Origin of the sequence: Mesorhizobium sp. B3-1-9, assembly GCF_006439595.1 — a bacterium.
GTDB lineage: Bacteria > Pseudomonadota > Alphaproteobacteria > Rhizobiales > Rhizobiaceae > Mesorhizobium.
The window spans coordinates 367,495-391,433 of sequence record NZ_VFTJ01000002.1; the positions used below are offsets into that span (position 1 = coordinate 367,495).

Here is a 23,939-nt window from a genome sequence, read left to right on the forward strand (position 1 = left end):
ATGGCAAGGATCGTCGCCATCGAGCATCTGACGCTGGACGGTGTCTTCCAGGCGCCGGCGCGCGCCGATGAAGACACGCGCAACGGTTTTGCGCATGGCGGCTGGGGCATTGCGGGCAGCGACCCGCAACTGCAGGAGGTCATCGGACGCGCCATGGCCGGCGGCTGGTCGCTGCTCGCCGGCCGGACGACCTATGAGGATCTTCACGAAGCCTGGGCTGTCCGCCAGCTGGCCAGTCCGATGACCAGGGCGCTGACCGGCGCGCAGAAGTTCGTCGCCTCGCATGACGCCGGCTACGAACCGCGCTGGGAGAATTCGACGCTGCTTGCCGGCGATGCCGGGAAGGCCGTGCGCGCGCTCAAGCAAGGCCACGACAAGACGCTGGTCATGTTCGGCAGCGGCAAGCTGCTGCGCGCGCTGATGCGGCACGGGCTGATCGATGAACTGGTGCTGATGGTCCACCCGCTGGTGCTGGGGGAAGGCTCGCGCCTTTTTGAGCCGGGGCAGGCGCAGTCGGCGCTGAAGCTGTCGGACCTGGTATCGACCGCGACGGGCGTGGCGATCCTCACCTACGCTTTCGACGGGGAGGGCGCGGCGGAGCGGCCGCGGTAGAAACCGGGCCGCGGCCCACCGCCTACGGATAATGCGTCTTCTTCGGCGCGTAGGTCGACGGATCGAAATCCAGTTCCTTCGGCAGCGGCTGGCTCGAGCACTGCAGGTGTATCTGGCGGGCGAGCAGCCGTCGCTGCTGCTGCTCGTGCTCCTTGGTGGCCGCGACGAGCCCCATGCTGTAAGGGCCAACCAGCACGCCGAAGCCCCAGCCGGGGTTCTGCTTCTCGCGGGTGGCGTAATCCGAGGCCGCCTTGCGGGCCTGCTGGCATTCCGGCGACGCCCATTTCGGATCCTGCTGGGGAAGCGAGGCGCCATAGTCGACTGGGGAGGATACGCACCCAGCCGCTGCCGCGCTCAGCGCGACGATCACCGCTATTCTCATCGTTTGAGTCTCTGCTAATTTAGGGCGAAGACTACACGGAACGCGTCTTCGCACAAGCGAGACGGCTCGAAAGCGGATAGAAGGACCGAGGGCCGCATCGTCGCACTTCGAGCCCGGTTCCCGGATTCTTTTCAACGCCCCGTTCCATTTCCACCCGCCATTTCGTCCTTTGTTCGTCCACCGCAAAAAGGAGAACCGCAATGGCTGGAATGATCGTCATCTACAAGCAGCCGGCGGACGCGCAGGCGTTCGACAAGCATTATTTCGAGACGCACATACCGCTTGCCAAGAAAATTCCGGGTCTCAGGAAATACGAGGTCAGCCGCGGGCCTATCACGGTGCTGGCCGGACCACCCGACGTCTACCTGATCGGGATGCTGCATTTCGACGATCTCGACGCCATGAAGAAGGGTTTCGCGAGCCCGGAAGGAAAAGCGGCGGGCGCTGATCGCCGGCTTTACGCACCTGACGAGTCGGGCGTTCAGATGTTCCTTTTCGACGGCAGTGAAGTTTAGAACCTGCGGCTGAGATAGGCCGATCCGCCGAGGCCAAAGCGCCACTCGGCTTCCACGCCCTTGGTCAGGCCGATCCGGCGACCGGCAAGGATCGCGGCCGGGTCGGCTTCGGAACGGGCGAATTCGAAAGGTGGCGCGGTCAGCGGCAGCCGGTTGTGCGAGCCGTCGATGCCCAGCGCCTGGCAAAGCTTGCCGGGGCCTGAGCAGAGCAGCCGCTCGTCATCCATTCCGCGCCGCGCGCGCATGGCGGCGATACCGGATTGCGGCTGGATGGCGCGGATCAGCACCGCGCTGCCCGGCAGGCACACCGCGTTCAGGCACCAATGCAGTCCGTAGGAGCGGTACACGTAAGCGGTGCCGGGCACGCCATACATCGGCGCGTTGCGCGGCGTGCGGCCGCGAAAGCTGTGCGAGGCCGGGTCGTCGGGCCGGTACGCCTCGGTTTCGACGACGATGCCGCCGACGCCACTGAGCTCGAGCCTCGCGCCGATCAGCGCGCGTGCCACGACAACCGCGTCGCGGGCGAAGAAGTCGGCGGCGGAGCCAGCACTAAATGGCATGGTGATTGACGTCGATCGGGCAGGCCATCTTTGGCGCGCCGCTCAACCCAAAAGATTGCGCGCCGTGCGCATGAAGATGCGCGAGCCGATCGGGATGAGATCGTCGGGGAAATCATAGTCGGGATTGTGCAGCGAGGGGGTTCGCTCGCCGGCGCCGAGGAAGAACATCGCCGACCTGGCATTGTGGCCGAAAATGCCGAAATCCTCCGAGGCGCGCATCGGCAGCGTCTCTTCGCTGCGTAAAACGCCTTCCTCGTCGAGCGCGCGGTTGAGATGCTCCACCGCGTCCGGCGCGTTGACGCTGGCGACGAAGATTTCGTGATAGTCGAAGCGCACGGCAAGGCCGTGCCTGGCGGCGATTTTTGCCGCAAGCGCTTCCGCGGCGGCGACCTGTTCGGCCATGCGCTCGTCGCGGCGGGTGCGCAGCGTCGCCCACACTTCCGCATAGCCGGGCGCGATGCCGAACACGGCTTCGCCCATCACGCAATGGGTGACGGTCACCATGCCGAAATCCTCATCAGTGAAGGTCCCGCGCCCGAGCGCTGGAAGCGCCGGCATCAGCTCGCTCACCGCCGGCATCGGCGAGGTGCCGGTTTCCGGCATCGAGGAATGCGCGGTCTTGCCCTCGAGCACGATGCGCATGCCACGCGAGGCGCAGTTGACGGTGCCGGCCTTCAGCCGCGCCTCGCCGAACGGCACGCCCGGCAGGTTGTGCAGCGAAAACGCAAAATCAGGCTGAATCTCGCCGAAGCGCGGATCGGCGACAACGCCGGCCGCGCCGTTGCCGGTTTCCTCGGCCGGCTGGAACATCAAGACGACGCGGCCGCGTGCCGGCCTTTCGCGCCCGAACTGACGGCCGAGCGCCGCCAGGATCGCGGTGTGCCCGTCATGGCCGCACATATGCGACTTGCCTGGCACCTGCGAGGCATGCGCGACGCCCGAAAGCTCCTCGATCGGCAGCGCGTCGAGCTCCGATCGGAACAGCACCGTCGGCCCCGCCTGTCCGCTGTCATAGACCGCCGCCACGCCATGGCCGCCGAGCCCCGTCAGCACCTTGTCCGGCCCCGTATCGGCGAGGAAGGCGACGACCTCGCTCGCCGTCTTCTCCTCCTCGTTCGAGATTTCCGGCTGCCGATGCAGCTTGCGCCGCCATTCGGTCAGCTCGACGATGTCTCGATTGGTGAGGGTCATGGGTTGGGGCTCCGATTGGCTTGCCGGTCACACAAACACGATAGGGTTTTTCCCGCGCCGTGCCATGTCGATCAATTCCGATGGTCCATCGGCCTTCGCAAAATCAATGCCGCTATCTGACCACCTTCACCTGCGGCAGGTCGCGGCTGATCGGGCGGAAGCCGACGCCGTAATACATGTACCGGGCGGCCGGATCCGCCGGGGCGCCGCGGCAGGCGACCAACATGCGCCTGGCGGCCGTGGCTTTCGCCAGCCGCATGCCGCGCAATTGCAAGGCGGTGCCCAGTCCGCGCCGGCGAAAATCGCGATGCGTGCCGACCGGTTCGAATTCGGCGGTCCGCGTCGTCTCGTCCAGCCAGATGATCGCGGTGGCGGCCAGCGTGCCGTCGGGCGCGGCGATGAGCACATGCAGGTCGCCCGGTACGGCCAGGTCCGCCGTACACGCTCGAACGCCGCCTCGCTGAAGCGCGACGCCGGCGACCTCATCGTACCAGTCTAGGATTTCCCCGAGCATCGCGGCGCGGTGCGGATGCGTCTGCCAGATCAGATTGGCGGTCTCGACCTCGCGCACCGCGCCGTCGCCGCGCGGCACCCGATGGGGCAGGCAGGCCCATCCCCACGCCGCCAGCCGCCCATCCACGAACCACAGCCGATGCCGCCAGAAGGGGCTGAGCGCATCGAAATCCTTGGCCCAGACCCAGGCCAATTCGCCGATTGTCGCATCGCCATTGAGCAGTTCCGGCCGCAGCGCCGTCACGTCCTGGGCGAGGCCCTGCATCAGCCTGAGCTCGGTCGGGCCAAGAGTGTCCATGCTCCACCGTTTATTCCGGCAGCCCCGCGAGCCGCAGCGCGTCGGTCACCTCATCGATAATCCCAGGCGCAATCCCGACGGCCGCCGTCCAGCCGCTGATCGTGAAATGCGTATCGAGCGCCATCAGCCGCCTGGCGGAGGCCTTTGCCTCCTCGATCCGCCCGACCCTGGCCAGCGGCGCCGCTAGCCAGCCATGCAGGATGCTGAAGCCCGGGGTCATCTCTACCGCGCGGCGGCCGGCAATGATGGCTTGTTCATGCCGGCCAGACAGAAAATTGCCGAAGCCGATAATGCCTTGCGGCACGCAGCTCATGGCGTCGAGCGGCGAGAGCCGCATCGCCTGCTCGCACCAGGCGATGGCGCGTGCCGCATCGCCGCCATAGGCCACCGGCACGCAGCCGAAGGCATAGACGAAGGCGCAGGAGGCGCTGAGCAAAAGCGCCGCGGCAAACGCCTCGTCGGCAAGCCTGCGGTCATGCTCGACCAGACCGATGGTGAAGCCGGCCAAGGCCAGCGCCATGGCGTCGCCCGACCCATGTTCGATCGCCGCATGAGCGTGGCGGGCCGCCCTGTCGCGATGCTCTGCTTTGAGACCGCCGCGGATGAACAGGGTCTGGTGTGCCCACGCGGCAAAGCCGTGGGCGAGTGCGTAGGTCGGCTCGATGGCCAGAGCCTGGTCGAGCAGCGGCAGGCCCTTGGCCGCACCTTGCGGCATGAAAGTGTAGACGGCGGGGAGCGCCCGTAGCAGAAGGTCGTAGGCATCGAGACTGTTGGGCCGCTGGCGCTTGACGCGTTCGATCTCGGCCCGGCGCAGGTTGGGCTCGATCGCCGCCACCACGGAGATGGTGATCTCGTCCTGCAGCGCGAACACGTCGGTGAGGTCGCGATCGTATCGCTCGGCCCACAGATGGCTGCCGTCCTCGGCATCGATGAGCTGTCCGGTGATGCGCACGCGGTTGCCCACCTTGCGCACCGACCCTTCCAGCACATAAAGCACGCCGAGCTCGCGCCCGACCTGCTTCACGTCCACAGCGCGGCCCTTGTAGGTGAAGCTCGAATTCCGCGCGATGACGAACAGCCAGCGGATACGCGACAGACCGGTGATGATGTCCTCGACCATGCCGTCGGCGAAATAATCCTGTTCCGGATCGCCGCTCATGTTCTGGAAGGGCAGCACGGCGATCGACGGGCGGGCGGAAGGCTCGGGGCAGGGCGGCTCCTCTACCGAAGGGAGCGGCTGCGCCCCGCCTTCCTCGCGCACGCTGCCGACGAAGCGAAAGCCGCGGCGCAGGATGGTTCGGACGAGCCGCTGCTGCTCGCCGCTGTCCTGGAGGGCATTGCGGGCAGCGTTGACGCGGCTGGCCAAAGTCGCGTCGGAAACGATGCGGCCCTGCCACACGGCGTCGACCAGGTCGTCCTTGCTCACCACCCGGTCGCGGTTGCGGATCAGATATTGCAGAAGATCGAACACTTGCGGCTCGACGGCGATCAGGTCGCTGCCGCGGCGCAATTCGCGCCGGTCGCCGTCCAGTGCAAAGTCCTCGAAATGATACGCCAAAATCAATTGCTCCGGCCGCGCCGTGAATATGGGACACTCTAATCGCGTCGGGCACGCAAAATCAAAGCGATCTCAAGGAAAAATCAAGAAGTCCTGAAGGCCGCCTGAAAGCGAGCCCGGCCGCGCCGTCGCATAGTCCTCCTGCAAGCAACGCAAACAACTTTGAAACAGGAGAACTCAAAATGTCGACCACCGCAGCAATCATCGCTTCCGCCGCGCTCGCTCTCGGCGCAACCGCATCGGCAACCTTCGCGGCCAAGGCCGAGCCAGCGAAATCCGTCGTCCTCGTCCATGGCGGCTTCGTCGACGGCTCGGGCTGGGACGGCGTCTACCAGCAGCTGAAGAAGGACGGCTACGACGTCACCATCGTCCAGAACCCGACCACCTCCTTGGCCGACGACGTCACCGTCACCAGGCGCGCCATCGCCGCCGCCAAGGGCGACGTCATCCTGGTCGGCCATTCCTATGGCGGCGTCGTAGTGTCGGAAGCCGGCACCGATCCCAAGGTGAAGAGCGTCGTCTATATCGCCGCCTTCGCGCCGGACGCCGGCGAGTCGGTCTCCTCGCTGATCGCCAACCCGCCTGCTGGCGCTCCGGTGCCCCCGATCCTGCCGCCCGTCGACGGCTTCCTGATGCTGGACAAGGCGAAGTTCGCCGCCTCCTTCGCCGCCGACGTCAAGCCCGAACTCGCGTCCTTCATGGCCGACTCGCAGGTTCCGTGGGGTGTGGCGGCGCTCGAAGGCAAGGTCACCCAGCCGGCCTGGAAGGTGAAGCCGTCATGGTACCTCGTCGCCACCGACGACCACATGATCCCGCCGCCGGCGCAGCGCCAGATGGCCAGCCGCGCCAAGGCGACGACGGTGGAAGTGGCCGGCAGCCACGCCGTCTACGTCTCCAACCCCAAGGCCGTCGCCGACCTTATCGAAAAGGCCGCCGCCGCGAAAAACTGAAACCGCTTTATCCTTGCGAACAGCCCGGGCGCCTGGCGGCGCCCGGGCTTTCCTGCTGTCGCGCCGGCCCCTGATCGAGAAATGCACCGTAAACCGCTGAAATCCTTAACACGATTTTCATTCCGCTCGCCTAACCACTATGGCCATGACAGGGCATGATGAGCGGCTGGTTGCAGGTCTCTCCTCTGAGGGACGCAGCGAAGCCGTGGAAGCAGGCATCCTGCGCGACCAGCTTGCGGATCTGAGCAAGTGCGTCTTCATCTCGATGCCCATAGGCACGGTGCTCTCGGCCCTGATCCTGGCGGTGCAGCTCTTGTCGGGCGGCGGCCTTGCCGCGGTCCTGTGGTTCATCGCGATCGCCTTGATCAATGGCGCGCGTGTGGTGCTTGCCGCTGTTCAGTCGGATGCTGCCGACGACAGGCCGGAGGCGGTGCGTGCGCGGCTTTCCCTCTATGGCCTGCTGGCGCTGGCCTCGGGCGTCGCCTGGTCTTTCCTGGCGCTGCTCAGCGACGGATACACCACGCCGCAGGCGCCGCTCTATCTGATCGTGCTTGCCGGCACCTCGGCCGGTTCGGTCACTTATGGAACCTCCTACGCGCCGGCTTCGATCAACTTCATCGTGCTGCCGCTTCTCACCGCCGCCGGCTGCGTGTTCGCGCAAGGCGGCGTCGAAAATGGCGTGCTCGCCTTCACGATCCTGCTTTTCCTCGGCGGCATGATCAGGAGCGCGCTGCTCGGACAGTCCCGTTTCCGCGAGACCAGCCGCCTCAAATACGAGGCGCGCGAATTCGCCGCCGAGATGGAGCGCAATTCCAGGCGGGATCCGCTGACCAACCTTCTCAACCGCTATGGCCTGGAGCAGGCGATCGCCAAGTTCGGGCTTTCCGACGGCCCCTTCGTGGCAATGCTGATCGACCTCGACGGCTTCAAATCCGTCAACGACACCTATGGCCACAACATTGGCGACGACCTTTTGGTCAAGGTGGCGCGCCGGATCGAGGACCACGCCCCGCGGGGCGCTACGATCGCGCGCATCGGCGGCGACGAGTTCGTGCTGCTTTTTTCCGCCGACAAGTGTCCGCAGCAGGCCGGCGAGCTGGCGTCGGCCGTCATCGCGGCCATCGCCAATCCGGATCCGGAGCTGAATTCGGTGCGCGTCGGCGCCTCGATCGGCATCTATCAGGCGGAAAAGCCGCGCCTGACGGAAATGCTGCTCAAGGCCGATTTCGCGCTCTACGCGGCCAAGCGCGGCGGCAGGAACGAATATTGCCTGTTCGACGGGGGGCTCGACGCCGCGCTGGAACGCAAGAACCGCATCGAGCGCGACCTGCGCGGCGCGATCGAGGCAGGCCGGCTCTGCTCCTGGTTCCAGCCGCTGGTGCGGCTCGACAGCAACGCGGTCGTCGGCTTCGAGGCGCTGCTGCGCTGGCATCATGACGTCCATGGCGCCATCTCGCCGCCCGAGATCGTCACCGCCGCGCGCGAAACCGGCCTGCTTTCGCTTCTTACCGAGACGGTGTTCCTCAACTGCTGCGCCATGATCGGTGAACTCGTGAAGCAGGGGCGCGGCGATGTTCGGGTCGCGATGAACCTTTCGCCACGCGAGCTCGAGGCCGGCAATGTCGACGACATGATCCTTACCGGCCTGCGGGCGAACAATGTGCCCGCCGCGATGCTCGAGATCGAGATCACCGAAGAGGCGCCGGTCGACCGCGACCGGGTCGACGAAAAGGTCGGGCACCTGGCGGATGCCGGCATATCGATCGTGCTCGACGATTTCGGCACCGGCTTCTCGACCCTGGTGTCGCTGAAGGACAGCCGCATCCGCAAGATCAAGATCGACAAGGATTTCGTCCGCGACCTGGCGAAATCCGTCGAAGACCAGGCGCTCGTCGAGGCGGTCATCGGCCTTGGCCGGACACTTGGGATAGAGGTGATGGCCGAGGGCATCGAGACCGACGCCGACCGCATGATCCTGCGCTCGCTGGGCTGCATGATCGCGCAGGGCTATCTGTTTTCGGCCGCATTGCCGATGCGCGACGCGCTGGCCTTCGACGCCGCTGCCGCTGAGGTTATTTTCGAGCCGTTGCGCAATCCCCGCAGCGGCAACGCCGCGTGACGGTCGCTCGCCCGTGACCCAGCAGGCAAGCAGCCTCGAAAGGGTAGGGTTGCCGTGAGGCGCGGCACTCGGAGCGGCGGAGCGCTCCGAGGGTGTGACGGGCGTGACTGATCGACCTGAGCTTGATTGCCACGTGGTTCCCCCAATCCGTCGCTGCTTCGCAGCGCCACCTTTCCCCCCTCCGGAGGGAAAGGAAGGGAGCGTTGCTGGACGAGCGTCGACGGCAAAAGCTTGGGCGCCTTTCCTCTACCCCGTCGATCGGGGGAGAGGTGGCTCGGCGAAGCCGAGACGGAGTGGGGGTCGACCAGCGCTACATTAGACAATGCATGCGGTTCCTCGCCCCCGCCAAGGGCGGGGTGGCTCGGCGGAGCCGAGACGGAGAGGGGGAGCGCCCTCGGCGATTGGCCTGGGCGGCCCGCATGAAACCTTTTGATTTTTGGGCCGTTGTCGCGCGATGCCCCCGGCCAAGCACAAACCGAAACCGGCCGACAGCGCCACGCAGCGCGGTGCAAGCAAGCCGCGTTCGGCGCCGCTGCGCCAGGACAAGCCGCGCCAGTCGAAACCGCGTGGCGCCCCGAAGCCGCGCGCGCAGAAGGCGCGGCAAGACAGACTTCAAGAAGACCAGCTGAAGGACGACGAAGTCCGGCAACGCAAGCCACAGGCCGACGAGAACCCGCCTGGGCAAAAGGCGCCCGCCGAAGCAGCACCGGAAGCCATCGGCCATGCCGGGTCGCCGCCGCCGGAGGCCGCCGAGCCGGGTCCCGCGCTTTCGCCGGAGGAAGCCGAGCGGGCGCGCAAGAAATACCTTTTGCGGCGCTTCTGGATCAGCGGTCGCGGCTATTGGGGTTTGCACGGCGACAGGCTCGCCTGGCCCCTGACGATCGGGCTGCTCACGCTGATCTGCGTCAATGTCGGGTTCCAATACGGCATCAATCGCTGGAACCGCGCGATCTTCGACGCCATCGAGCAGCGCGACGCCCACACCGTCTATTGGCTGAGCGGCATCTTCCTGCCGCTGGTCGCCGGCAGCATCAGCCTGGTGGTCGCGCAAGTCTACCTGCGCATGACCATGCAGCGGCGCTGGCGCTCCTGGCTGACCACGGCCGTCATCCAGCGCTGGCTGGCCAGCGGCCGCTACTACCAGCTCAACCTCGTCAAGGGCGACCATGCCAATCCCGAGGCCCGCCTGACCGAGGACCTGCGCATCGCCACCGAATCGCCGGTCGATTTCATCGCCGGCGTCCTCAACGCCTTCCTGTCGGCCTCGACCTTCATCGTGGTGCTGTGGACCATCGGCGGCGCGCTGAGTTTTACGCTGGGCGGCTCCACCATCACCGTGCCCGGCTTCCTCGTCGTCACCGCGGTCATCTACGCGGCGATCACCTCGACCTCGATGTTCGCCATCGGTCGCCGCTTCGTCCAGCTTTCCGAGGACAAGAACCAGGCCGAGGCCGAGTTCCGCTACGTGCTGACGCGCGTGCGCGAAAACGGCGAGAGCATCGCGCTGCTCGGCGGCGAGGAGGAGGAGAACGCCGGCATCGACCGCACCTTCGCCGGCGTGCTCGGCCGCTGGGCGCGGCTCACCGGCCAGCACATGCGCACGGCACTGGTCTCGCAAGGCTCCAGCCTGTTCGCGCCGGTGGTGCCGGTGCTTCTGTGCGCGCCGAAATTCCTCGACGGCTCGATGTCGCTGGGCCAGGTGATGCAGGCGGCCTCCGCCTTCGCCATCGTGCAGGGCGCCTTCGGCTGGCTGGTCGACAATTATCCGCGCCTGGCCGACTGGAACGCGTCGGCCCACCGCATCGCCTCGTTGATGATGTCGCTGGACGGGCTGGAGCGCGCCGAAGAGAACGACACGCTCGGCCGCATCCAACGCGGCGAGACCGAAGACGGGGCGATGCTCAGCCTCAACGATCTTTCCGTGACGCTCGACGACGGCACCGCCGTGGTCAAGGAAACCGAGGTGATGATCGAGCCCGGCGAGCGCGTGCTGGTCTCGGGCGAATCCGGCTCGGGCAAGTCGACGCTGGTGCGCGCCATTGCAGGTCTCTGGCCCTGGGGCAGCGGCAGCGTCGATTTCCACCCGGGCAAGCGGCTGTTCATGCTGCCGCAGCGCCCCTACATCCCGTCCGGCACGCTGCGCCGCGCCACCGCCTATCCCGCCGCCGCCGACAACTGGAAGACGAAAGAGATCAATGCGGCCCTCGACAAGGTCGGCCTCTCCTATTTGAAGGACCGGCTGGAGGAAGAGGCGCCCTGGGACCAGACGCTGTCGGGCGGCGAGAAGCAACGCCTGGCCTTCGCCCGCCTGCTGCTGCACGCGCCGGATATCGTGGTGCTCGATGAAGCGACCTCGGCGCTGGACGAGAAGAGCCAGGACAAGATGATGCGGACGGTGATCAAGGTGCTGCCCCAGGTCACCATCATCAGCGTGGCGCATCGCGCCGAGCTGGAAGCCTTTCACACGCGAAAGATCACGCTGGAACGGCGCCAGGACGGGGCGCGGCTGGTCAGCGACGTCGAGCTCGCGCCGAGGAAGCGCGGGCGAGGCCTACTGCAGCGCGCGCTGTGGGGCAGCGGCGGGAATGGCAGCAAGGGGTAGGGGGCACTCTAACGTGGCGCGTAATCGCCAGCGGCGCTCCCCCGCTCCGTCTCGGCGCTGCGCACCGAGCCACCTCTCCCGCACCTTTGGCGGGGGCGAGGAACCCAAGCTTGCAAAGGCCGCGCCCTTGCCGATTAGCATTTCCTCGCCCGACAAAGTGGGGGAGAGGTGGCTCGGCGAAGCCGAGACGAAGCGGGGGGCAGCGCCGGCATCCGCGATGTTGCACCCGCCTTTGTGCCAACCGACGAACCTTGACGCCGCAACACACCCCAGTCTGTAATCGCCGCAGGGAGGAACCATGGAAAAGATCATCCTGGACTGCGACCCGGGGCACGACGACGCCATCGCCATCCTGCTTGCGGCCGGCAACCCGAACATCGACCTGCTCGGCATCACCACGGTTTCGGGCAACCACAATGTCGAGAACACCACGCGCAACGCGCTGGCCACCTGCACGGCCTATGGCATCGAGGTGCCGGTGGCGAAGGGCTCGCCCGGCCCTTTGGTCGGCGACCAGGTGCTGGCGATCGAGATCCATGGCGAGACCGGGCTCGACGGCCCCGAACTGCCGCCGGCGTCCTTCGAGCTCGACAGACGGCATGCCGTCGACTTCATCATCGACACCGTCATGGCGCATGAGCCGAAGACCGTCACGCTGGTGCCGGTCGGACCCTACACCAACATCGCGCTCGCGGCCCGCAAGGACCCGCGTATCGTCGGCCGGGTGAAGAAGGTGGTGGCGATGGGCGGCAGCTTCACGCGCGGCAACATCACACCGGCGGCCGAGTTCAACGTCTATGCCGACCCGGAGGCGGCCGACGTGGTGTTCCGCGCCGACTGGGACGTCACCATGGTGGGGCTTGACCTCACGCACCAGGCTTTGGCCACGCCTGAGCTGCAGGACAGGGTGCGCGCCGCCGGCGGCTCGATCGCCAAGTTCATCCTCGATATCTGGGAATTCATCGCCACCACGCATGGCGGCCTCCTGCAGATCGAATATCCCGCCGTGCATGACGCCTGCTGCGTGGCGGCCATGATCGACGCAAGCGTCTTCACCACGCAGAAGGCCGACATCCGCGTCGAGACCGCCGGACGCTGGACCAGGGGCATGACGGTCTGCAATTTCGAGAAGATGGGCGGCATGCGCCATTTCGGCGGCACGGCGAGCGAGCAGGTGAACTTCCGCCACAGCGTGGCGATGAAGCTCGACCATCAAAAATTCTGCGACCTGATCGTCGACGCGGTCGAGCGGCTGAGCGGCAAGAAGGCCGGCCGAGGTCGCGGCCTTGGCGGTTAGCGTTCCTCGCCCCCTACGGCATGCACACATTCCACGCGGCTGGCCTTTGGCGATAGCGTACATGGCAGCTTGGCGCATGCATTGTCTTATGCAGCGCTGGTCGACCCCCACTCCGTCTCGGCTTCGCCGAGCCACCTCTCCCCCGATCGACGGGGTAGAGGAAGGGCGCCAAGCTTTTTGCCGTCAACGCTCGTCCAGCAACGTTCCCTTCCTTTCCCTCCGGAGGGGGGAAAGGTGGCGCTGCGAAGCAGCGACGGATTGGGGGAACCACGTGGCAATCAAGCCTCGGCCTGATCAGTCGCGCCAGTCACAGAAGATGTGTCCATAGCGTAGACAAAGTGGGGGTAGAGGTGGCTCGGCGCGCAGCGCCGAGACGGAGTGGGGGCAGCGCCGGCGTCTGCGATCACGCGCCAAACGCGCCGATGCTAAACAGTCTGTAGAGCGGCTCGCCGTTTCCAGGCAACGAAGAACCGCATAGAGTTCCGCTGCGCACGACAGACCGGAACCACCGGGGAGGGAGCAGCGATGACCGAAGCCACGCCGCACGATCCGAGACCGCTTGCGGAGATCGCCAGCTATCACGCCCACATCTATTACGGCGATGCGGCGCAGCGCCGGCAGGCCGAATGGCTGCGCCAGCGCATCGGCGAGCGTTTTCGCGTGCGGCTCGGCAACTGGCGCGACGAACCGGTTGGCCCGCACGAGCAGGCCATGTACCAGGTCTCCTTTGCCACCGAAATCTTCGCCTCGCTGGTTCCCTGGCTGATGCTGAACCACGGCGGCCTGAGCATCCTCATCCACCCCAACACCACCAACCCCAAGCGCGACCACCTGATCGACCCGATCTGGATCGGCCGCGCGCTCGGCGTGCATGGCGAGGTGCTCGGCGAGGAGGACGAGGCGGAAGAAGCGCTGGAGGTGAATACCGAGCCTACGCTGGGGGTGTGAGGGGCGGCGCTTGGCTATATTGGCTTAGCCCAAGAAACACGCCCTCCTTCAGCGGGAAATCACATGGCCTGTTAATCGAGCTTCAGAAGCTCCCATTCGCGGATTATTGAAATGTAATTCTCTTGGAACACCTTCCCTTCATCGCCTTTCAGTGGATTTATTTGCGGTGAGAAGAAGCTTCGACGGAGGATGTCGATAACGCGCATGTCATTTCGGTCGTATTTGGTCAATGCTTGCTGCATAGCCCACAAGCCCAACCTACCGCCTTCTTCAGGGAGCGCAGGTTCCTCGCTGAAGTAAGGATAGACGACCCGTGTGTATTCGTCTCTCACCAAGGCATGCACGGCATCATGTATACGAACGATACCTCCTAAATCTTTGAATTTTAGATTTCCGTGCACGCTTTTCGGTACTATTCGGACGGGTTCATTTGACCAGCGCAACTTCGCACTTAGTAGCTCAATTACTCCCTCTTTCAGGAGAGGATATAATCGTGTGAAATTCCTGTTTGACTTTACTCGACTATCGGTCATCTCCGAAAGGTCAGCGTCGCCAGCAATATGCCGTTTCACGTCGGACCAAAAAGGCACGTAAAAATCGCCCCCCTGGCTTCTGCTGCCGCCTTTTTCTTTTTTGCGGTCAAGTTGAATGTCCTTCTTCAAAATTGAGCGGCGCAGGGGCTGGGGCGCATAGAACAATTGCAGGATTTTACGAAGCGGGATGTCTAGCACTGACATACATACCTCACCACAATAGAAACTTGAAAATGGCTCTTCCACCATTTTCATGTCAACATGAATTGTTGGTTCCGCACTAATCAGTCGATTTTGGATTCCGCCTCGGCGAAGCGAGCCGAATTCCTTCTCCTCCAATATTTCGAAACGCTCGGTCCCTGGCTCATGCCGAACCGCAGCGGCTTGGGTATCCTCATCCACCCCAATGCCACCAACCCCAAGCGCGACCACCTGATCGACCCGGTCTGTATCGACCGGGCGCTGGGGTGCATAGCGAGGTGCTGGGCAAGGAGAACGAGGTGGAAGAGGCGCTGGAGGTGAATACGGAGCCGACGCTGGAGGCGTGAGACCGCGTTACGCGGCCTTATTCCCACGAGGCTTCATACGCGCAGGTACATTGGCTTTGCGAAGCACATCAGCGATATGGCTCGTAAGGCCGACTTCGCCCTGCAATTCCACACCATGACCCGGTTTGAGACTCGTCAACAGCTTACGCAACTCCTCAAGGCTTTGAGAGGCATTAAAGATGGCCCAACGCTTTGCTTCTCCGGGAACAAGCACATCAGCCGAACTTCTGGTAGCTCCCCGATGCATCTGCACTACCCATACCCGTTCGCCGTCGTGCACCCATTCGAACCGCACTGCGCCTAGATCAGCAGCATCTGCATGCAAATGTTGGACATCTGCCAATATAGAGTCGGGCAGTCTCTCTGGTTTGACCGCGCCCTGCATAAAGAGGTCACCTGTTCCTCGGACGCCCTCGGTCAAAATCTCCCCGTTTTGCAGAACTATCGACGCTCCCGAGTACTGCGCGTCGACGCCCACCTGTCCGACAATAGATGCGATCGATTCGTGCGATGGGTCCTCCTCTTGCATAATCTTAAAGGGGTCGCTCCAGCCGCGCGTTGTCGTAAATTTGCCCGGCGTCTGTTCGACGGGTGCCGTCCTAAGCCAAACCTCTGAGGTGCCAGTTGCCTGGCCGAATACGAACGGAGCAACACGTCGACTGATCACCGTCGTCCGCGGTACTGCCAGACCCGTATGATGCGCGACTAAGAGACCGAATACTTTATCACCTATCACTCTGCTGAAACGGTTAGGCCATTGTACAACCGGGGGAAGGTCGAGGCCTTTGTGCTCGGCGATCTCCCATCCGAGCGTATGCGTATGACGCCAACCGCGTGGCCGGGGATGAAGGCTGAACTCCAAGCGCGTGTCCTCGGGAACTGCCAGGTCAGGCTCGAATCCGTAAACTGTCGCGAGCAGACGCAGTCCCCAACCGAGAGGGAGCGACGCCGTACCTGCCTTCTCTACGGCTCGGGGTGTATCGTCGGGGGCAAATTCGATCACGTTGCCGAGTACAACTCCGGAAACTCCACCGTCGTGGATGTCGACCGTCTCGTTGAGAATCGTATGCATACCCTCACGCGTAAGGCGAAGCACTGCATCGACAACGTCATCGACTCGGCCGAGACCATAGATAAATTCGCGGCTTAGCGGGCTTTCGGGTGTGAAGCTCCGTACATTGACGGAACCATCCACACTGCGCTCAAGCAGTGTTTTGGCTGCTTCTACAACCCCTGCAAAGGTTTGATTGGGCCGTTCCCCAAGTACGCGCGAGTACGCCTGTCTCGGCTTGCCGTCGCTTGGTTCGTAGCTAACGAACTGAGCCACATTGATGATTTCCGCCAGCCGATCAAGCGACGCATCTTTCCGAGTTATTGCACCTGTGGGCACGTATACAATAGTCGGCAGCGTTGCTTCGAGTTTGTCGTACACGGCGCGCAATGTATTCTGTAGGTCCGTTGGCGGCTGTGGGCGAGCTTGTATATTCGCGAGCGCGCGGCCGATTGCAGCAAGGCCATCGCGTGCGATGATTGGAGATCCGTCTATGCGAGTGGTTGGGATGCCCGTGAGGTGGGCATGGCAGAATTCGGATGCAGAGCCACCGCTAAATTCCCATCCATCCATTAGCAAAATACGGCCAGCGTGATCAGCGATGAATTGCTGCCAAAGCTCAAGATAATCCTGTTGCGACCACTTACGGACGAAAAGACTGGCAGGCTCGACTATCGGATTTGAGTCCCTTGCTCGAAGCAACTCGGCTGTAAGTCTGAGTTCGTCTTCATTCGGGCCGACTACTTCTCTAAGAAGCGCACTTCGATACAATTCAGAAGTCGAATCAAGACTATGCCCGGTCCTGTCCCACCAGTCGATGAACCGCGGGCCGGTTGTGATCGGGCCGCTGAGATATGTGACCTTGCGTGACCCAAACGCCGAAAGCCACACCTGTCGGATCGCGGTCAGAGGCTGTGGGTGTAAGGATGTCATTCTCGATCGTAGTCCGGGCTGCGCTCTTTCACGAACTTTAAAGCAAGATCGTTCATCTCTTCTTCGCTGGTGAACGGGGCCTTGTTGGTCTTTTGATCAACCTTGAGCATCTCGCTGATGTCCAGTGCCGGGTTTCCATGTAGCAGTCCGCCTTCTCGCGTGGCCATTTCCACTAGAGGGAAGAATTCTCGTTCGATTGCATCTCGATCGTCCGTTTCGTGGAACGCACCGTTGTAAAGGCGAAGCGTAGTGGTCCGCCCCCATCCCAGCAATTCGCGTTCGAGTTCGGCTCTGGTACCCTTGTCTTTTTTTTGGTGGATGACCCGCGAAACCGCTGCCTCTATGTCCTTGTAACCCAAGAAGAACGAGGCTTTCGTTAACGCCTCCCATTTTTGACCATCGAGCTGTGCAGGGTCCAAGTCATGATCCTTGGGTATCGCTTTTTCCCTCACTGCGCTTAGGAGAAATTGTTTGATCATCCTCTGCCTTGATTCGGAATCGGGCGGGAGAAGCAGATAGTTTTCGTCGATGCGACCGGTCCTGCGGATCGCCGGATCAATACGGTAGGCATAATTTGTAGCCATGATGAAAATGCTACGCTTCGCACGGCGCAAGTCGTTTAGTTTGGTCAGCATCCCGGGCGTCATAAATTTGAACACGGTGTCTTGCTGCCCGTGACGCTTTGAGCTTCGATCCAGGACCAACTCGTCTATCTCGTCAAAGAGGATCACGACATTCGCTTGCGCTTGAAGCACATCGAACATCATCTTCGCACGCGCTTCTACCTCGCCACCCCCGCCCGCTAGGAAATCGCTGACGGTGATTGTAATTAATGAAAAGCCGAGCGCGTCTGCAAGGTTTTCTGCAACAGTGGTCTTTCCAGTGCCGGGCGGGCCGTAAAGCAACATGGAATAGCTTCGAGGATTTTGCTCAAGCCACGGCACCAGAAATTCTTCTTCGATTTTTCGATAGGTCTCAAAGTATGGGCCCAACGATGTGACTGGCTCGAAGGTTTCTCTTAGTCGGGCTTCGTCCTTTTTCAGCCCGCTCGAAACGGTACCCAACGAATGCTGACTATCCCGAGTGTGGATGCTCCATGACTGACTGCCAGCTTTGGGTTTTCGGACATTGAATCGGGAGAGGCGCAGCGTGGTGCGGGCGATATGATTGTGGAGGCTGCGGCGGTAACCAAGGAGAAACCCTACTACTTGGGCGGTGTCCCACAACTGGATCGAGTCTGGATCAGCGACATGGTCTGAATGCCAGCCCGACACTCGCTGTGTAGCAGACGGGAGTGATACACGACGCGCTGCAAGCCAATTCCAGAAACGGCGAAACAACAAGACATACCGTTCAGAGCGACCATGGAATCTCTCATCGTCAAGCGACTCGCAGCACCATAAGAGCGAGTTGGCGGCCTCCACACTAATTGGGAAAAGCACCAATCCCCTTTCGGTGCGGAGGAAGGGCTTGCTCGGTCGCCAATGCGCACTCGTTTGTTGCGCTTGCTCAAGGACTTCAAGCACGCGATCGAATAGTCGCACGTCAATTGCCTGATCAGAAAGCCGAAGCATCCCTTCCAGAGAAAAGATTAGTTCGGCTGGATCAAACCGACTGTCCGGAATGCCTGAATAGGAAAGCTGGTCATGCAGCGTACTTTCAAAATATCGGAGATAGGACACAGCGCTTCCGAACTGATGTCGCAATGCTTGGGCAGCACGTACGACGAGCAAAGGGACGAACGCGTTGGTCACCGGTTTCGAAGCTGAGCCTTCATCACCAAAATTGAAGAACGTTGAGAAACTGGTTGTTGGGTCGATATCTGTAAGTTGTTTTGCTATAAGGCGAGCGTCATCTATCAAGTCAGCAGCGTCATCCGACGCCAAAAGGACCTCAGCAAGGAAAGACAGGGTAAGTGGATCGTTTCTGCCATAGGTTCCTGACCGTGTAATAATAGGGACCTTGCGATCCTCCTGTTGCTCTCGGTCATTTCTCAAACTATCAGCTAAAGCCTTAAAGGCATTGGTCCGAGAAAGTACTAACTTTTCCAAATCGTCCGCATTTATTTTGAATGGATATGCAGGTCGACTTGTGCCTTTCTGTCCCAATCCGCCGAGAAGGTCGATCGCGCGGATCATCATCGTGGCAGTGCTATGTGAGTCGACACCTTTCGCTGACTCGGCGACACGAATTTCGTAGGGCCAGTTTTTTCTCTCTGCGTCGAAAGTTGCGGTGATCGTATCGCAGGTTTCCAGCAGTGCTCGCTCGATCGCAAGAATGTCTTCGCGATCACGCTGGATGCCGTCGGCAAGATAGAATTCAAGAGTCTGCAAAATGGCCTCGAAGTTGGTCGATTCACTGCCGTGAGCGGCCAAATCGGTATAAGGGCACTCCAGCGTCAAGTGAAGTCTTGGACTTGGAAGCTGGTGAGCCTTTTCTCGCCTCTCACCCCCCAGCCAGCCTCGGCAGCAGAAATATCTCCGCCCCCTCCGGCAACTCCTTCCCCCACGTATCGCGATAAATCACCCCATCGATCGCCACGGCGATCCCGCGATCAATCCATGGCTCAATCCCGGGATACTGTTCCGCCAGCTTGCGGAACAGTTCCCTGATGTCCTTGGCCTCGATCTCGTGCTGGGCCTTGCCGCCGGCGACGGCGCTGAGCGAGCCCCAGAGGGTGACGGCGACCATTATCGTCTCAAGGTGCGTCGATATTCAGGTGAGGCCGGCCTGCGAACGACGGCTTCCTGCGCTTCCGGTGCTCACGTACTTCAAGTACGCTCCGCTCCGGTTCTCGGAAGCCATCATTCTCGGCTCGGCCTGACCTGAATCTCAACGCACCTTACCCAAGCTTGGATGCTCTCAGCCTTCCCGCTCCGCCTCCAGCGCGGCCAGAATCCTTGGCGGCGACATCGGGATGTGGGTCATGCGCACGCCGACCGCATTCGACACCGCGTTGGCGATCGCCGCCAGCGGCGGCACGATCGAGGTTTCGCCCACGCCGCGCACGCCATAGGGGTGGTTGGGGTTGGGGATTTCCAGGATCTGCGTGTCGATCATCGGCAGGTCGGAGCAGACAGGGATGCGGTAGTCGAGGAAGCCCGCATTCTGCAGCCGCCCGTCCTTGCCGTAGATATACTCCTCGTTGAGCGCCCAGCCGATGCCTTGCGCGGCACCGCCCTGGTACTGGCCCTCGACATAGGTCGGGTGCACCGCCTTGCCGGCATCCTGCACCACCGTGTAGCGGATCACCCTGGCAGCACCCGTCTCCGGGTCGACCTCGATGTCGCAGATATGGGTGGCGAAGGAGACGCCCGCGCCGTCGGCGACGAGCTCGCTATGGCCGGCGATCGGCCCGCCGGTCGTGCCCGACTTGGCCGCGATGTCCTTCAGCGACAGCGGCGACAGGTTGCCGTATTTCTCGCCCTTGGCGATGGCGTGGCCCTTTTCCCAGACCACGTCCTCGACCGGGATATCCCACATCTTCGCGGCGCGATCGCGCAGGATCAGAATAGCGTTGCGGGCGGCCGAGATCGTCGCCATCGAGGAGGAGAAGGTGCCGCGGCTGCCGTCGGTCATGTCGTTGTAGCCCAGCGAAGACGTGTCGGCGACGATCGCCTTGACGTTGCTGTAGTCGATGCCGAGCTCCTCCGCCGCCACCAGCGACAGCGAGGCGCGGGAACCGCCGACATCAACCGTGCCCACGGCCAGCGACACCGAGCCGTCCATGCCGATGTTCAGGTCCGTACAGGTCTGGCCGCCGAAATTGAACCAGAAGCCGCAGGCCATGCCGCGCCCCTGGTTGGCTTTCAGCGGCGCCTTCATGTGCGGATGCTTCTTCACCGCCTCCAGCGTCGGCCCGATGCCGATCGGCCCGTAGACCGGGCCGTAGGAGGCGCGGGTGCCTTCCTGCGCGGCGTTCTTGATGCGGAAGTCCACCGCGTCCATGCCGATCTCGCGGGCAAGCTCGTCGATCGAGCTTTCCACCGCGAAGGCCGCCATCGGCGCCGACGGCGCGCGATAGGCCGCCGTCTTCGGCCGGTTGACCAGCACCTCGTAGCCGACGGTCTTGACGTTTTCGAGCTTGTAGCAGGCGAACGCCGTCATGGCGCCGATCTCGGCCCAGGAGCCGGCATAGGGGCCGCAGCTATAGCGCAGCGTCGCTTCCGCCGCGGTGATGGTTCCGTCCTTCCTGGCGCCGATCTTGACGTCGATCGAGGTGGCGCTGGTCGGGCCCGAGGCGCGAAAAACCTCGTCGCGGGTCATCACCAGTTTTACCGGACGGCCGGCCTTGCGCGAGAGGGCAAGCGCCACCGGCTCGGCCCAGACATGGGTCTTGCCGCCAAAGCCGCCGCCGATCTCCGACGAGGTGACGCGCAGCTTCGAGGCTTCGAGCCCAAGCAATTGCGCGCAGTGCTGGCGGTAGACGAAATGGCCCTGCGTGCAGACCCACAGATCCGCCGTGCCGTCCGGGTTGACGCTCGCCACGCAGGCATGCGGCTCGATATAGCCCTGGTGCGTCTGCTCGGTCTTGAACGAGCGCTCGACGACGAAATCGGCCTGGGCAAAGCCCTTGTGCACATCGCCATGGCCGAACTGCGTGCGCTTGGTGACGTTGGAGGGTTTCGCCGGCTTTTCCTCCAGCCCCTCGGTGAAGATCTGGTCGTTGATCAGCGGCGCATGGTGCTGCGCCGCCTCGTCGACATCGGTCACATGCGGCAGCACCTCATAGTCGACCTCGATCAGCTTCAGCGCCTGGCGGGCGATGCGGGCGTCGATCGCCGCCACCGCGGCCACCGCGTGGCCGTCATAGAGCGCCTTCTTGCGCGCCATCGAATTGTCGAGGATGTCGTACATGGCGGCGTCGCCGTCGGTGAGGTCGGGCAGGTCCTTCGCCGTGATCACCGCCTTCACGCCGGCGAGCTTTTCCGCCTTGGACGTGTCGATCTTCTTGATGATGGCGTGCGCGTGCGGGCTGCGCAGCACCCGGCCGACCAGCTGTCCGGCCATGTTGAAGTCGGCGCCGTAGCGGGCGCGTCCGGTCACCTTGTCGATGCCGTCGGGGCGGATCGGCCGTGTGCCGACCGAGGAGAAATTGCGTCCGGAGTAGCGCGGATCGAAATTCATGGATTACGCTCCCTTCATCACTTCCGCCGCGTCCTGGACGGCGCGCACGATCTTGTCATAGCCGGTGCAGCGGCACAGGTTCCCAGCCAGCCCGAAGCGGATTTCCTCCTCGGTGGGCGAGGGGTTCTTCTCCAGCAGATCCTTGGCCGCAATCAGGAAACCTGGCGTGCAGATGCCGCATTGCAAGGCCGCGTGCTCCAGGAATTTCTGCTGCAGCGGGTGCAACTGGTCGCCATGCGCCATGCCTTCGATGGTCTCGACCTTGCGGCCCTCGGCTTCCGCGCCCAGCACCAGGCAGGAGCAGACCAGGCGGCCGTCGACGATGACGCTGCAGGCGCCGCAGTCGCCGGTGCCGCAGCCTTCCTTGGCGCCGGTCAGGCCCAGCCGGTCACGCAGCACGTCCAGCAGCGTCTCGTCGGGCTGGCAGAGATATTCGACGGCGTCGCCGTTGATCGTGGTTGATACAGCTACACCGGCCATTATTTGCCTCCCGCACGCTTGTAGGCGATAGCGGCGGCCCTTTGCGCCAGCACGCCCGCGACTTTCCGTCTGAATTCGATGGTGCCGCGCTTGTCGTCGATGGGACGGCAGGCGCCGGAGCAGATCTTGGCCAACCGCTCCAGCGTAGCTTCGTCGAGCTTCGAGCCGATCAGCACCTGGCCCGCTTCCTCGACCAGAAGCACCGTGGGGGCGGCGGCGCCCAGCGCCACGCGGGCGGTCTTGATCGCGCCGTGATCGTCCAGCGTCAGGTTGACGCCGGCGCTCACCACCGCGATGTCCATCTCGGTGCGCGGAATGAAGCGCAGATAGGCGTCGCCCGCATGGTCAGGCCGCTTGTCGAGCAGGATCGCCTCGATGATCTCGCCCTTGGCGAGCGACGTGCGGCCGGGTCCCGTCGGCACGCTCTCCACGGCAATCGTGCGCTTGCCCGAAGGCCCGGCGACCACCGCTTGTGCCGCGGCCGCCACCAGCGCCGGCACGCTGTCGGCGGCGGGCGAGGCATTGCACAGATTGCCGGTGATGGTGCAGCGGCCCTGCACCTGCTTGGAGCCGATCAGATTGGCCGCCTCGACCACGCCCGGCCATGCCTTGCGCAGCGCCTTGTTCTCGCCCAGCACTGCGCAGGGCACCGCGGCGCCGATCCGAAACCCGTCGGCCGTTTCGGTGACGTCGGCCAAGCCGCCGATTGCCTTGATGTCGACGATCAGCTCGGGCTCGATGAAGCCGCCCTTCATCCTCACCAAAAGGTCACTGCCCCCGGCCAGGATCGCGGCCGGTCCTACCGCCTTGGCGAGTTCGCCAACGGCATCTTCGATTGAAAGCGGACGTATGTAACGCATCGTCTCCCCTTGGTCGTCGCTATGTCAGCGACCGTTATAAAGCGTCTGGTTATAATGGCCATCCCGTTCGTGCATGTCCGGGTTGGGCCAGAGCGATGCTCCAGATGCGCCCAGCGGGCGGGCCAGGGGCGGCGGCACAGCGGATGCGGCAAATCGCCTAGGGGGTTCCCCCACTCCGTCTCGGCGCTGCGGAGCAGCGACGGAGCGGGGGAACCACCCATGCGGTTGCCCTGGAGAAGGTGCGGGCAGGCGGATGAGGGACGACGCCACCTCAATGATTGGAATAACTGTTATTCGTCAAGCGATTGCCGTTCCCGATGTCCATACCGCCTCGAACGACACATTGCGCAACCCGGCCTTGCGGACCCGTTCGACGAACACCTCATTGACGAAGACCGGGGAGGCCCGCATCGGCAGCTTGAACACTTCCGCCGTCCCGATCCTTTCCGCGTCGAAGGCGTAGCGCTCGATCGCCAATATGTCGCCGTCCTCGAACCGCACGATCTGCGAGCGCGCCTCGTCCAGCGCGTCGATCACATTGGTGACGTTGAGCAGCCAGACCTTCTCGCCGCGCAGCGCGACGAGCTCGCCATAGGGCCGCAGCGCCGCCGCCAGCGCGCCGACGGCCGGCTGGCGCAAAAGCGGCGCGTGCTCGCCCAGCCATGGAAAATCGGAATAGAGCCGCTCGCCTTCCTCGACGCGCCGCATCACCGGCGGCTGCCAGCCCTCCAGCGAGCGTCCGTCGAGGCCGAAGAACTCCTCGTAGGTCTCGTCATCGACCGGCAGCACCCATTCCTGCCCTTCCGACACAGCGAACTGATGGATGGTCGTCATCGCCCGATGGCTCCGCGGTTTTCGATGA

The 23,939-nt window shown here is 63.4% G+C and carries 21 protein-coding genes; 8 read left to right on the forward strand and 13 right to left on the reverse strand.

Annotation, left to right across the window (positions count from 1 at the left end):
- Positions 1-612: a dihydrofolate reductase family protein gene (locus tag FJW07_RS05280; RefSeq protein WP_140854911.1), complete on the forward strand. Its 612-nt coding sequence runs from the start codon at positions 1-3 to the stop codon at positions 610-612.
- 22 nt (positions 613-634) lie between these two features.
- Here the strand turns inward: FJW07_RS05280 and FJW07_RS05285 are convergent, their stop codons facing one another.
- The gene (locus FJW07_RS05285) at positions 635-994 is read right to left on the reverse strand and encodes a hypothetical protein (RefSeq protein WP_140854913.1); all 360 of its coding nucleotides are present in this window, start codon (positions 992-994) and stop codon (positions 635-637) included.
- A 209-nt stretch (positions 995-1,203) separates the two neighbouring features.
- Here FJW07_RS05285 and FJW07_RS05290 point away from each other — a divergent pair, with 209 nt between their 5' ends.
- Positions 1,204-1,509, forward strand: a complete 306-nt coding sequence (locus FJW07_RS05290; RefSeq protein WP_246680660.1) for an EthD family reductase — start codon at positions 1,204-1,206, stop codon at positions 1,507-1,509.
- On the opposite strand, the gene FJW07_RS05295 is transcribed toward FJW07_RS05290, so the two are convergent.
- The 4 genes from FJW07_RS05295 to FJW07_RS05310 form a co-directional block, all read right to left on the reverse strand.
- Entirely contained in the window at positions 1,506-2,069 is a 564-nt protein-coding gene (locus FJW07_RS05295; RefSeq protein WP_140658495.1) for a DNA-3-methyladenine glycosylase, read from the reverse strand. The two genes, FJW07_RS05290 and FJW07_RS05295, sit on opposite strands and share 4 nt — an antisense overlap.
- Positions 2,070-2,111: 42 nt before the next feature.
- The gene (locus FJW07_RS05300) at positions 2,112-3,260 is read right to left on the reverse strand and encodes an amidohydrolase (protein ID WP_140854917.1); all 1,149 of its coding nucleotides are present in this window, start codon (positions 3,258-3,260) and stop codon (positions 2,112-2,114) included.
- Between the two features lie 112 nt (positions 3,261-3,372).
- On the reverse strand, positions 3,373-4,071 hold the full coding sequence (locus FJW07_RS05305; protein WP_210239857.1) for a GNAT family N-acetyltransferase: 699 nt from the start codon (positions 4,069-4,071) through the stop codon (positions 3,373-3,375).
- A gap of 10 nt (positions 4,072-4,081) precedes the next feature.
- The gene (locus FJW07_RS05310) at positions 4,082-5,629 is read right to left on the reverse strand and encodes a winged helix-turn-helix domain-containing tetratricopeptide repeat protein (protein ID WP_140854919.1); all 1,548 of its coding nucleotides are present in this window, start codon (positions 5,627-5,629) and stop codon (positions 4,082-4,084) included.
- A 182-nt stretch (positions 5,630-5,811) separates the two neighbouring features.
- Between FJW07_RS05310 and FJW07_RS05315 the strand changes: the two genes are divergently transcribed.
- The 5 genes from FJW07_RS05315 (at position 5,812) to FJW07_RS05335 (ending at position 13,545) form a co-directional block, all read left to right on the forward strand.
- A complete protein-coding gene (locus tag FJW07_RS05315; RefSeq protein WP_140658502.1) occupies positions 5,812-6,579 on the forward strand; it encodes an alpha/beta hydrolase in 768 nt (255 codons plus the stop codon).
- Between the two features lie 205 nt (positions 6,580-6,784).
- The gene (locus FJW07_RS05320) at positions 6,785-8,698 is read left to right on the forward strand and encodes an EAL domain-containing protein (protein ID WP_246680661.1); all 1,914 of its coding nucleotides are present in this window, start codon (positions 6,785-6,787) and stop codon (positions 8,696-8,698) included.
- A 454-nt stretch (positions 8,699-9,152) separates the two neighbouring features.
- Positions 9,153-11,300, forward strand: coding sequence for an ABC transporter ATP-binding protein/permease (locus FJW07_RS05325; protein ID WP_246680662.1), 2,148 nt, complete (start codon positions 9,153-9,155; stop codon positions 11,298-11,300).
- A gap of 298 nt (positions 11,301-11,598) precedes the next feature.
- Positions 11,599-12,597: a nucleoside hydrolase gene (locus FJW07_RS05330; protein ID WP_140785659.1), complete on the forward strand. Its 999-nt coding sequence runs from the start codon at positions 11,599-11,601 to the stop codon at positions 12,595-12,597.
- Between the two features lie 525 nt (positions 12,598-13,122).
- A complete protein-coding gene (locus FJW07_RS05335) occupies positions 13,123-13,545 on the forward strand; it encodes a DOPA 4,5-dioxygenase family protein (protein WP_140785660.1) in 423 nt (140 codons plus the stop codon).
- Between the two features lie 71 nt (positions 13,546-13,616).
- Here the strand turns inward: FJW07_RS05335 and FJW07_RS05340 are convergent, their stop codons facing one another.
- Complete coding sequence (locus FJW07_RS05340; protein WP_246680686.1) at positions 13,617-14,480, reverse strand: hypothetical protein; 864 nt, start codon at positions 14,478-14,480, stop codon at positions 13,617-13,619.
- Here FJW07_RS05340 and FJW07_RS31970 point away from each other — a divergent pair.
- Entirely contained in the window at positions 14,445-14,600 is a 156-nt protein-coding gene (locus FJW07_RS31970; protein WP_246680663.1) for a hypothetical protein, read from the forward strand. The genes FJW07_RS05340 and FJW07_RS31970 overlap by 36 nt on opposite strands.
- Before the next feature lie 33 nt (positions 14,601-14,633).
- Here FJW07_RS31970 and FJW07_RS05350 read toward each other — a convergent pair whose 3' ends face one another.
- The 7 genes from FJW07_RS05350 to FJW07_RS05380 all read right to left on the reverse strand — a co-directional run bounded on the left by FJW07_RS05350 (position 14,634) and on the right by FJW07_RS05380 (position 23,911).
- The gene (locus FJW07_RS05350) at positions 14,634-16,058 is read right to left on the reverse strand and encodes a hypothetical protein (RefSeq protein WP_246680664.1); all 1,425 of its coding nucleotides are present in this window, start codon (positions 16,056-16,058) and stop codon (positions 14,634-14,636) included.
- A 548-nt stretch (positions 16,059-16,606) separates the two neighbouring features.
- A complete protein-coding gene (locus tag FJW07_RS05355; protein WP_140854926.1) occupies positions 16,607-19,012 on the reverse strand; it encodes an ATP-binding protein in 2,406 nt (801 codons plus the stop codon).
- Positions 19,013-19,055: 43 nt separating this feature from the next.
- Complete coding sequence (locus tag FJW07_RS05360; protein WP_140854928.1) at positions 19,056-19,301, reverse strand: MoaD/ThiS family protein; 246 nt, start codon at positions 19,299-19,301, stop codon at positions 19,056-19,058.
- Positions 19,302-19,472: 171 nt separating this feature from the next.
- Positions 19,473-21,737 carry a xanthine dehydrogenase family protein molybdopterin-binding subunit gene (locus FJW07_RS05365; RefSeq protein WP_140854930.1) on the reverse strand — a complete coding sequence of 755 codons (2,265 nt, stop codon included), beginning with the start codon at positions 21,735-21,737 and terminating at the stop codon, positions 19,473-19,475.
- Positions 21,738-21,740: 3 nt separating this feature from the next.
- Positions 21,741-22,217: a (2Fe-2S)-binding protein gene (locus FJW07_RS05370; RefSeq protein WP_140652296.1), complete on the reverse strand. Its 477-nt coding sequence runs from the start codon at positions 22,215-22,217 to the stop codon at positions 21,741-21,743.
- Entirely contained in the window at positions 22,217-23,077 is an 861-nt protein-coding gene (locus FJW07_RS05375; protein ID WP_140854932.1) for a xanthine dehydrogenase family protein subunit M, read from the reverse strand. Before FJW07_RS05375 ends, FJW07_RS05370 begins: the two co-directional genes overlap by 1 nt.
- 297 nt (positions 23,078-23,374) lie before the next feature.
- The gene (locus tag FJW07_RS05380) at positions 23,375-23,911 is read right to left on the reverse strand and encodes a DUF1629 domain-containing protein (protein ID WP_140854934.1); all 537 of its coding nucleotides are present in this window, start codon (positions 23,909-23,911) and stop codon (positions 23,375-23,377) included.
- Positions 23,912-23,939 lie beyond the last annotated feature (28 nt).

Coding starts and splice junctions, on each gene's coding strand:
- FJW07_RS05280 (WP_140854911.1), top strand. CDS start 1: ATGGCAAGGATCGTCGCCATCGAGCATCTGACGCTGGACGGTGTCTTC.
- FJW07_RS05285 (WP_140854913.1), bottom strand. CDS start 994: ATGAGAATAGCGGTGATCGTCGCGCTGAGCGCGGCAGCGGCTGGGTGC.
- FJW07_RS05290 (WP_246680660.1), top strand. CDS start 1,204: ATGATCGTCATCTACAAGCAGCCGGCGGACGCGCAGGCGTTCGACAAG.
- FJW07_RS05295 (WP_140658495.1), bottom strand. CDS start 2,069: ATGCCATTTAGTGCTGGCTCCGCCGCCGACTTCTTCGCCCGCGACGCG.
- FJW07_RS05300 (WP_140854917.1), bottom strand. CDS start 3,260: ATGACCCTCACCAATCGAGACATCGTCGAGCTGACCGAATGGCGGCGC.
- FJW07_RS05305 (WP_210239857.1), bottom strand. CDS start 4,071: ATGGACACTCTTGGCCCGACCGAGCTCAGGCTGATGCAGGGCCTCGCC.
- FJW07_RS05315 (WP_140658502.1), top strand. CDS start 5,812: ATGTCGACCACCGCAGCAATCATCGCTTCCGCCGCGCTCGCTCTCGGC.
- FJW07_RS05325 (WP_246680662.1), top strand. CDS start 9,153: ATGCCCCCGGCCAAGCACAAACCGAAACCGGCCGACAGCGCCACGCAG.
- FJW07_RS05330 (WP_140785659.1), top strand. CDS start 11,599: ATGGAAAAGATCATCCTGGACTGCGACCCGGGGCACGACGACGCCATC.
- FJW07_RS05335 (WP_140785660.1), top strand. CDS start 13,123: ATGACCGAAGCCACGCCGCACGATCCGAGACCGCTTGCGGAGATCGCC.
- FJW07_RS31970 (WP_246680663.1), top strand. CDS start 14,445: ATGCCGAACCGCAGCGGCTTGGGTATCCTCATCCACCCCAATGCCACC.
- FJW07_RS05360 (WP_140854928.1), bottom strand. CDS start 19,301: ATGGTCGCCGTCACCCTCTGGGGCTCGCTCAGCGCCGTCGCCGGCGGC.
- FJW07_RS05365 (WP_140854930.1), bottom strand. CDS start 21,737: ATGAATTTCGATCCGCGCTACTCCGGACGCAATTTCTCCTCGGTCGGC.
- FJW07_RS05370 (WP_140652296.1), bottom strand. CDS start 22,217: ATGGCCGGTGTAGCTGTATCAACCACGATCAACGGCGACGCCGTCGAA.
- FJW07_RS05375 (WP_140854932.1), bottom strand. CDS start 23,077: ATGCGTTACATACGTCCGCTTTCAATCGAAGATGCCGTTGGCGAACTC.
- FJW07_RS05380 (WP_140854934.1), bottom strand. CDS start 23,911: ATGACGACCATCCATCAGTTCGCTGTGTCGGAAGGGCAGGAATGGGTG.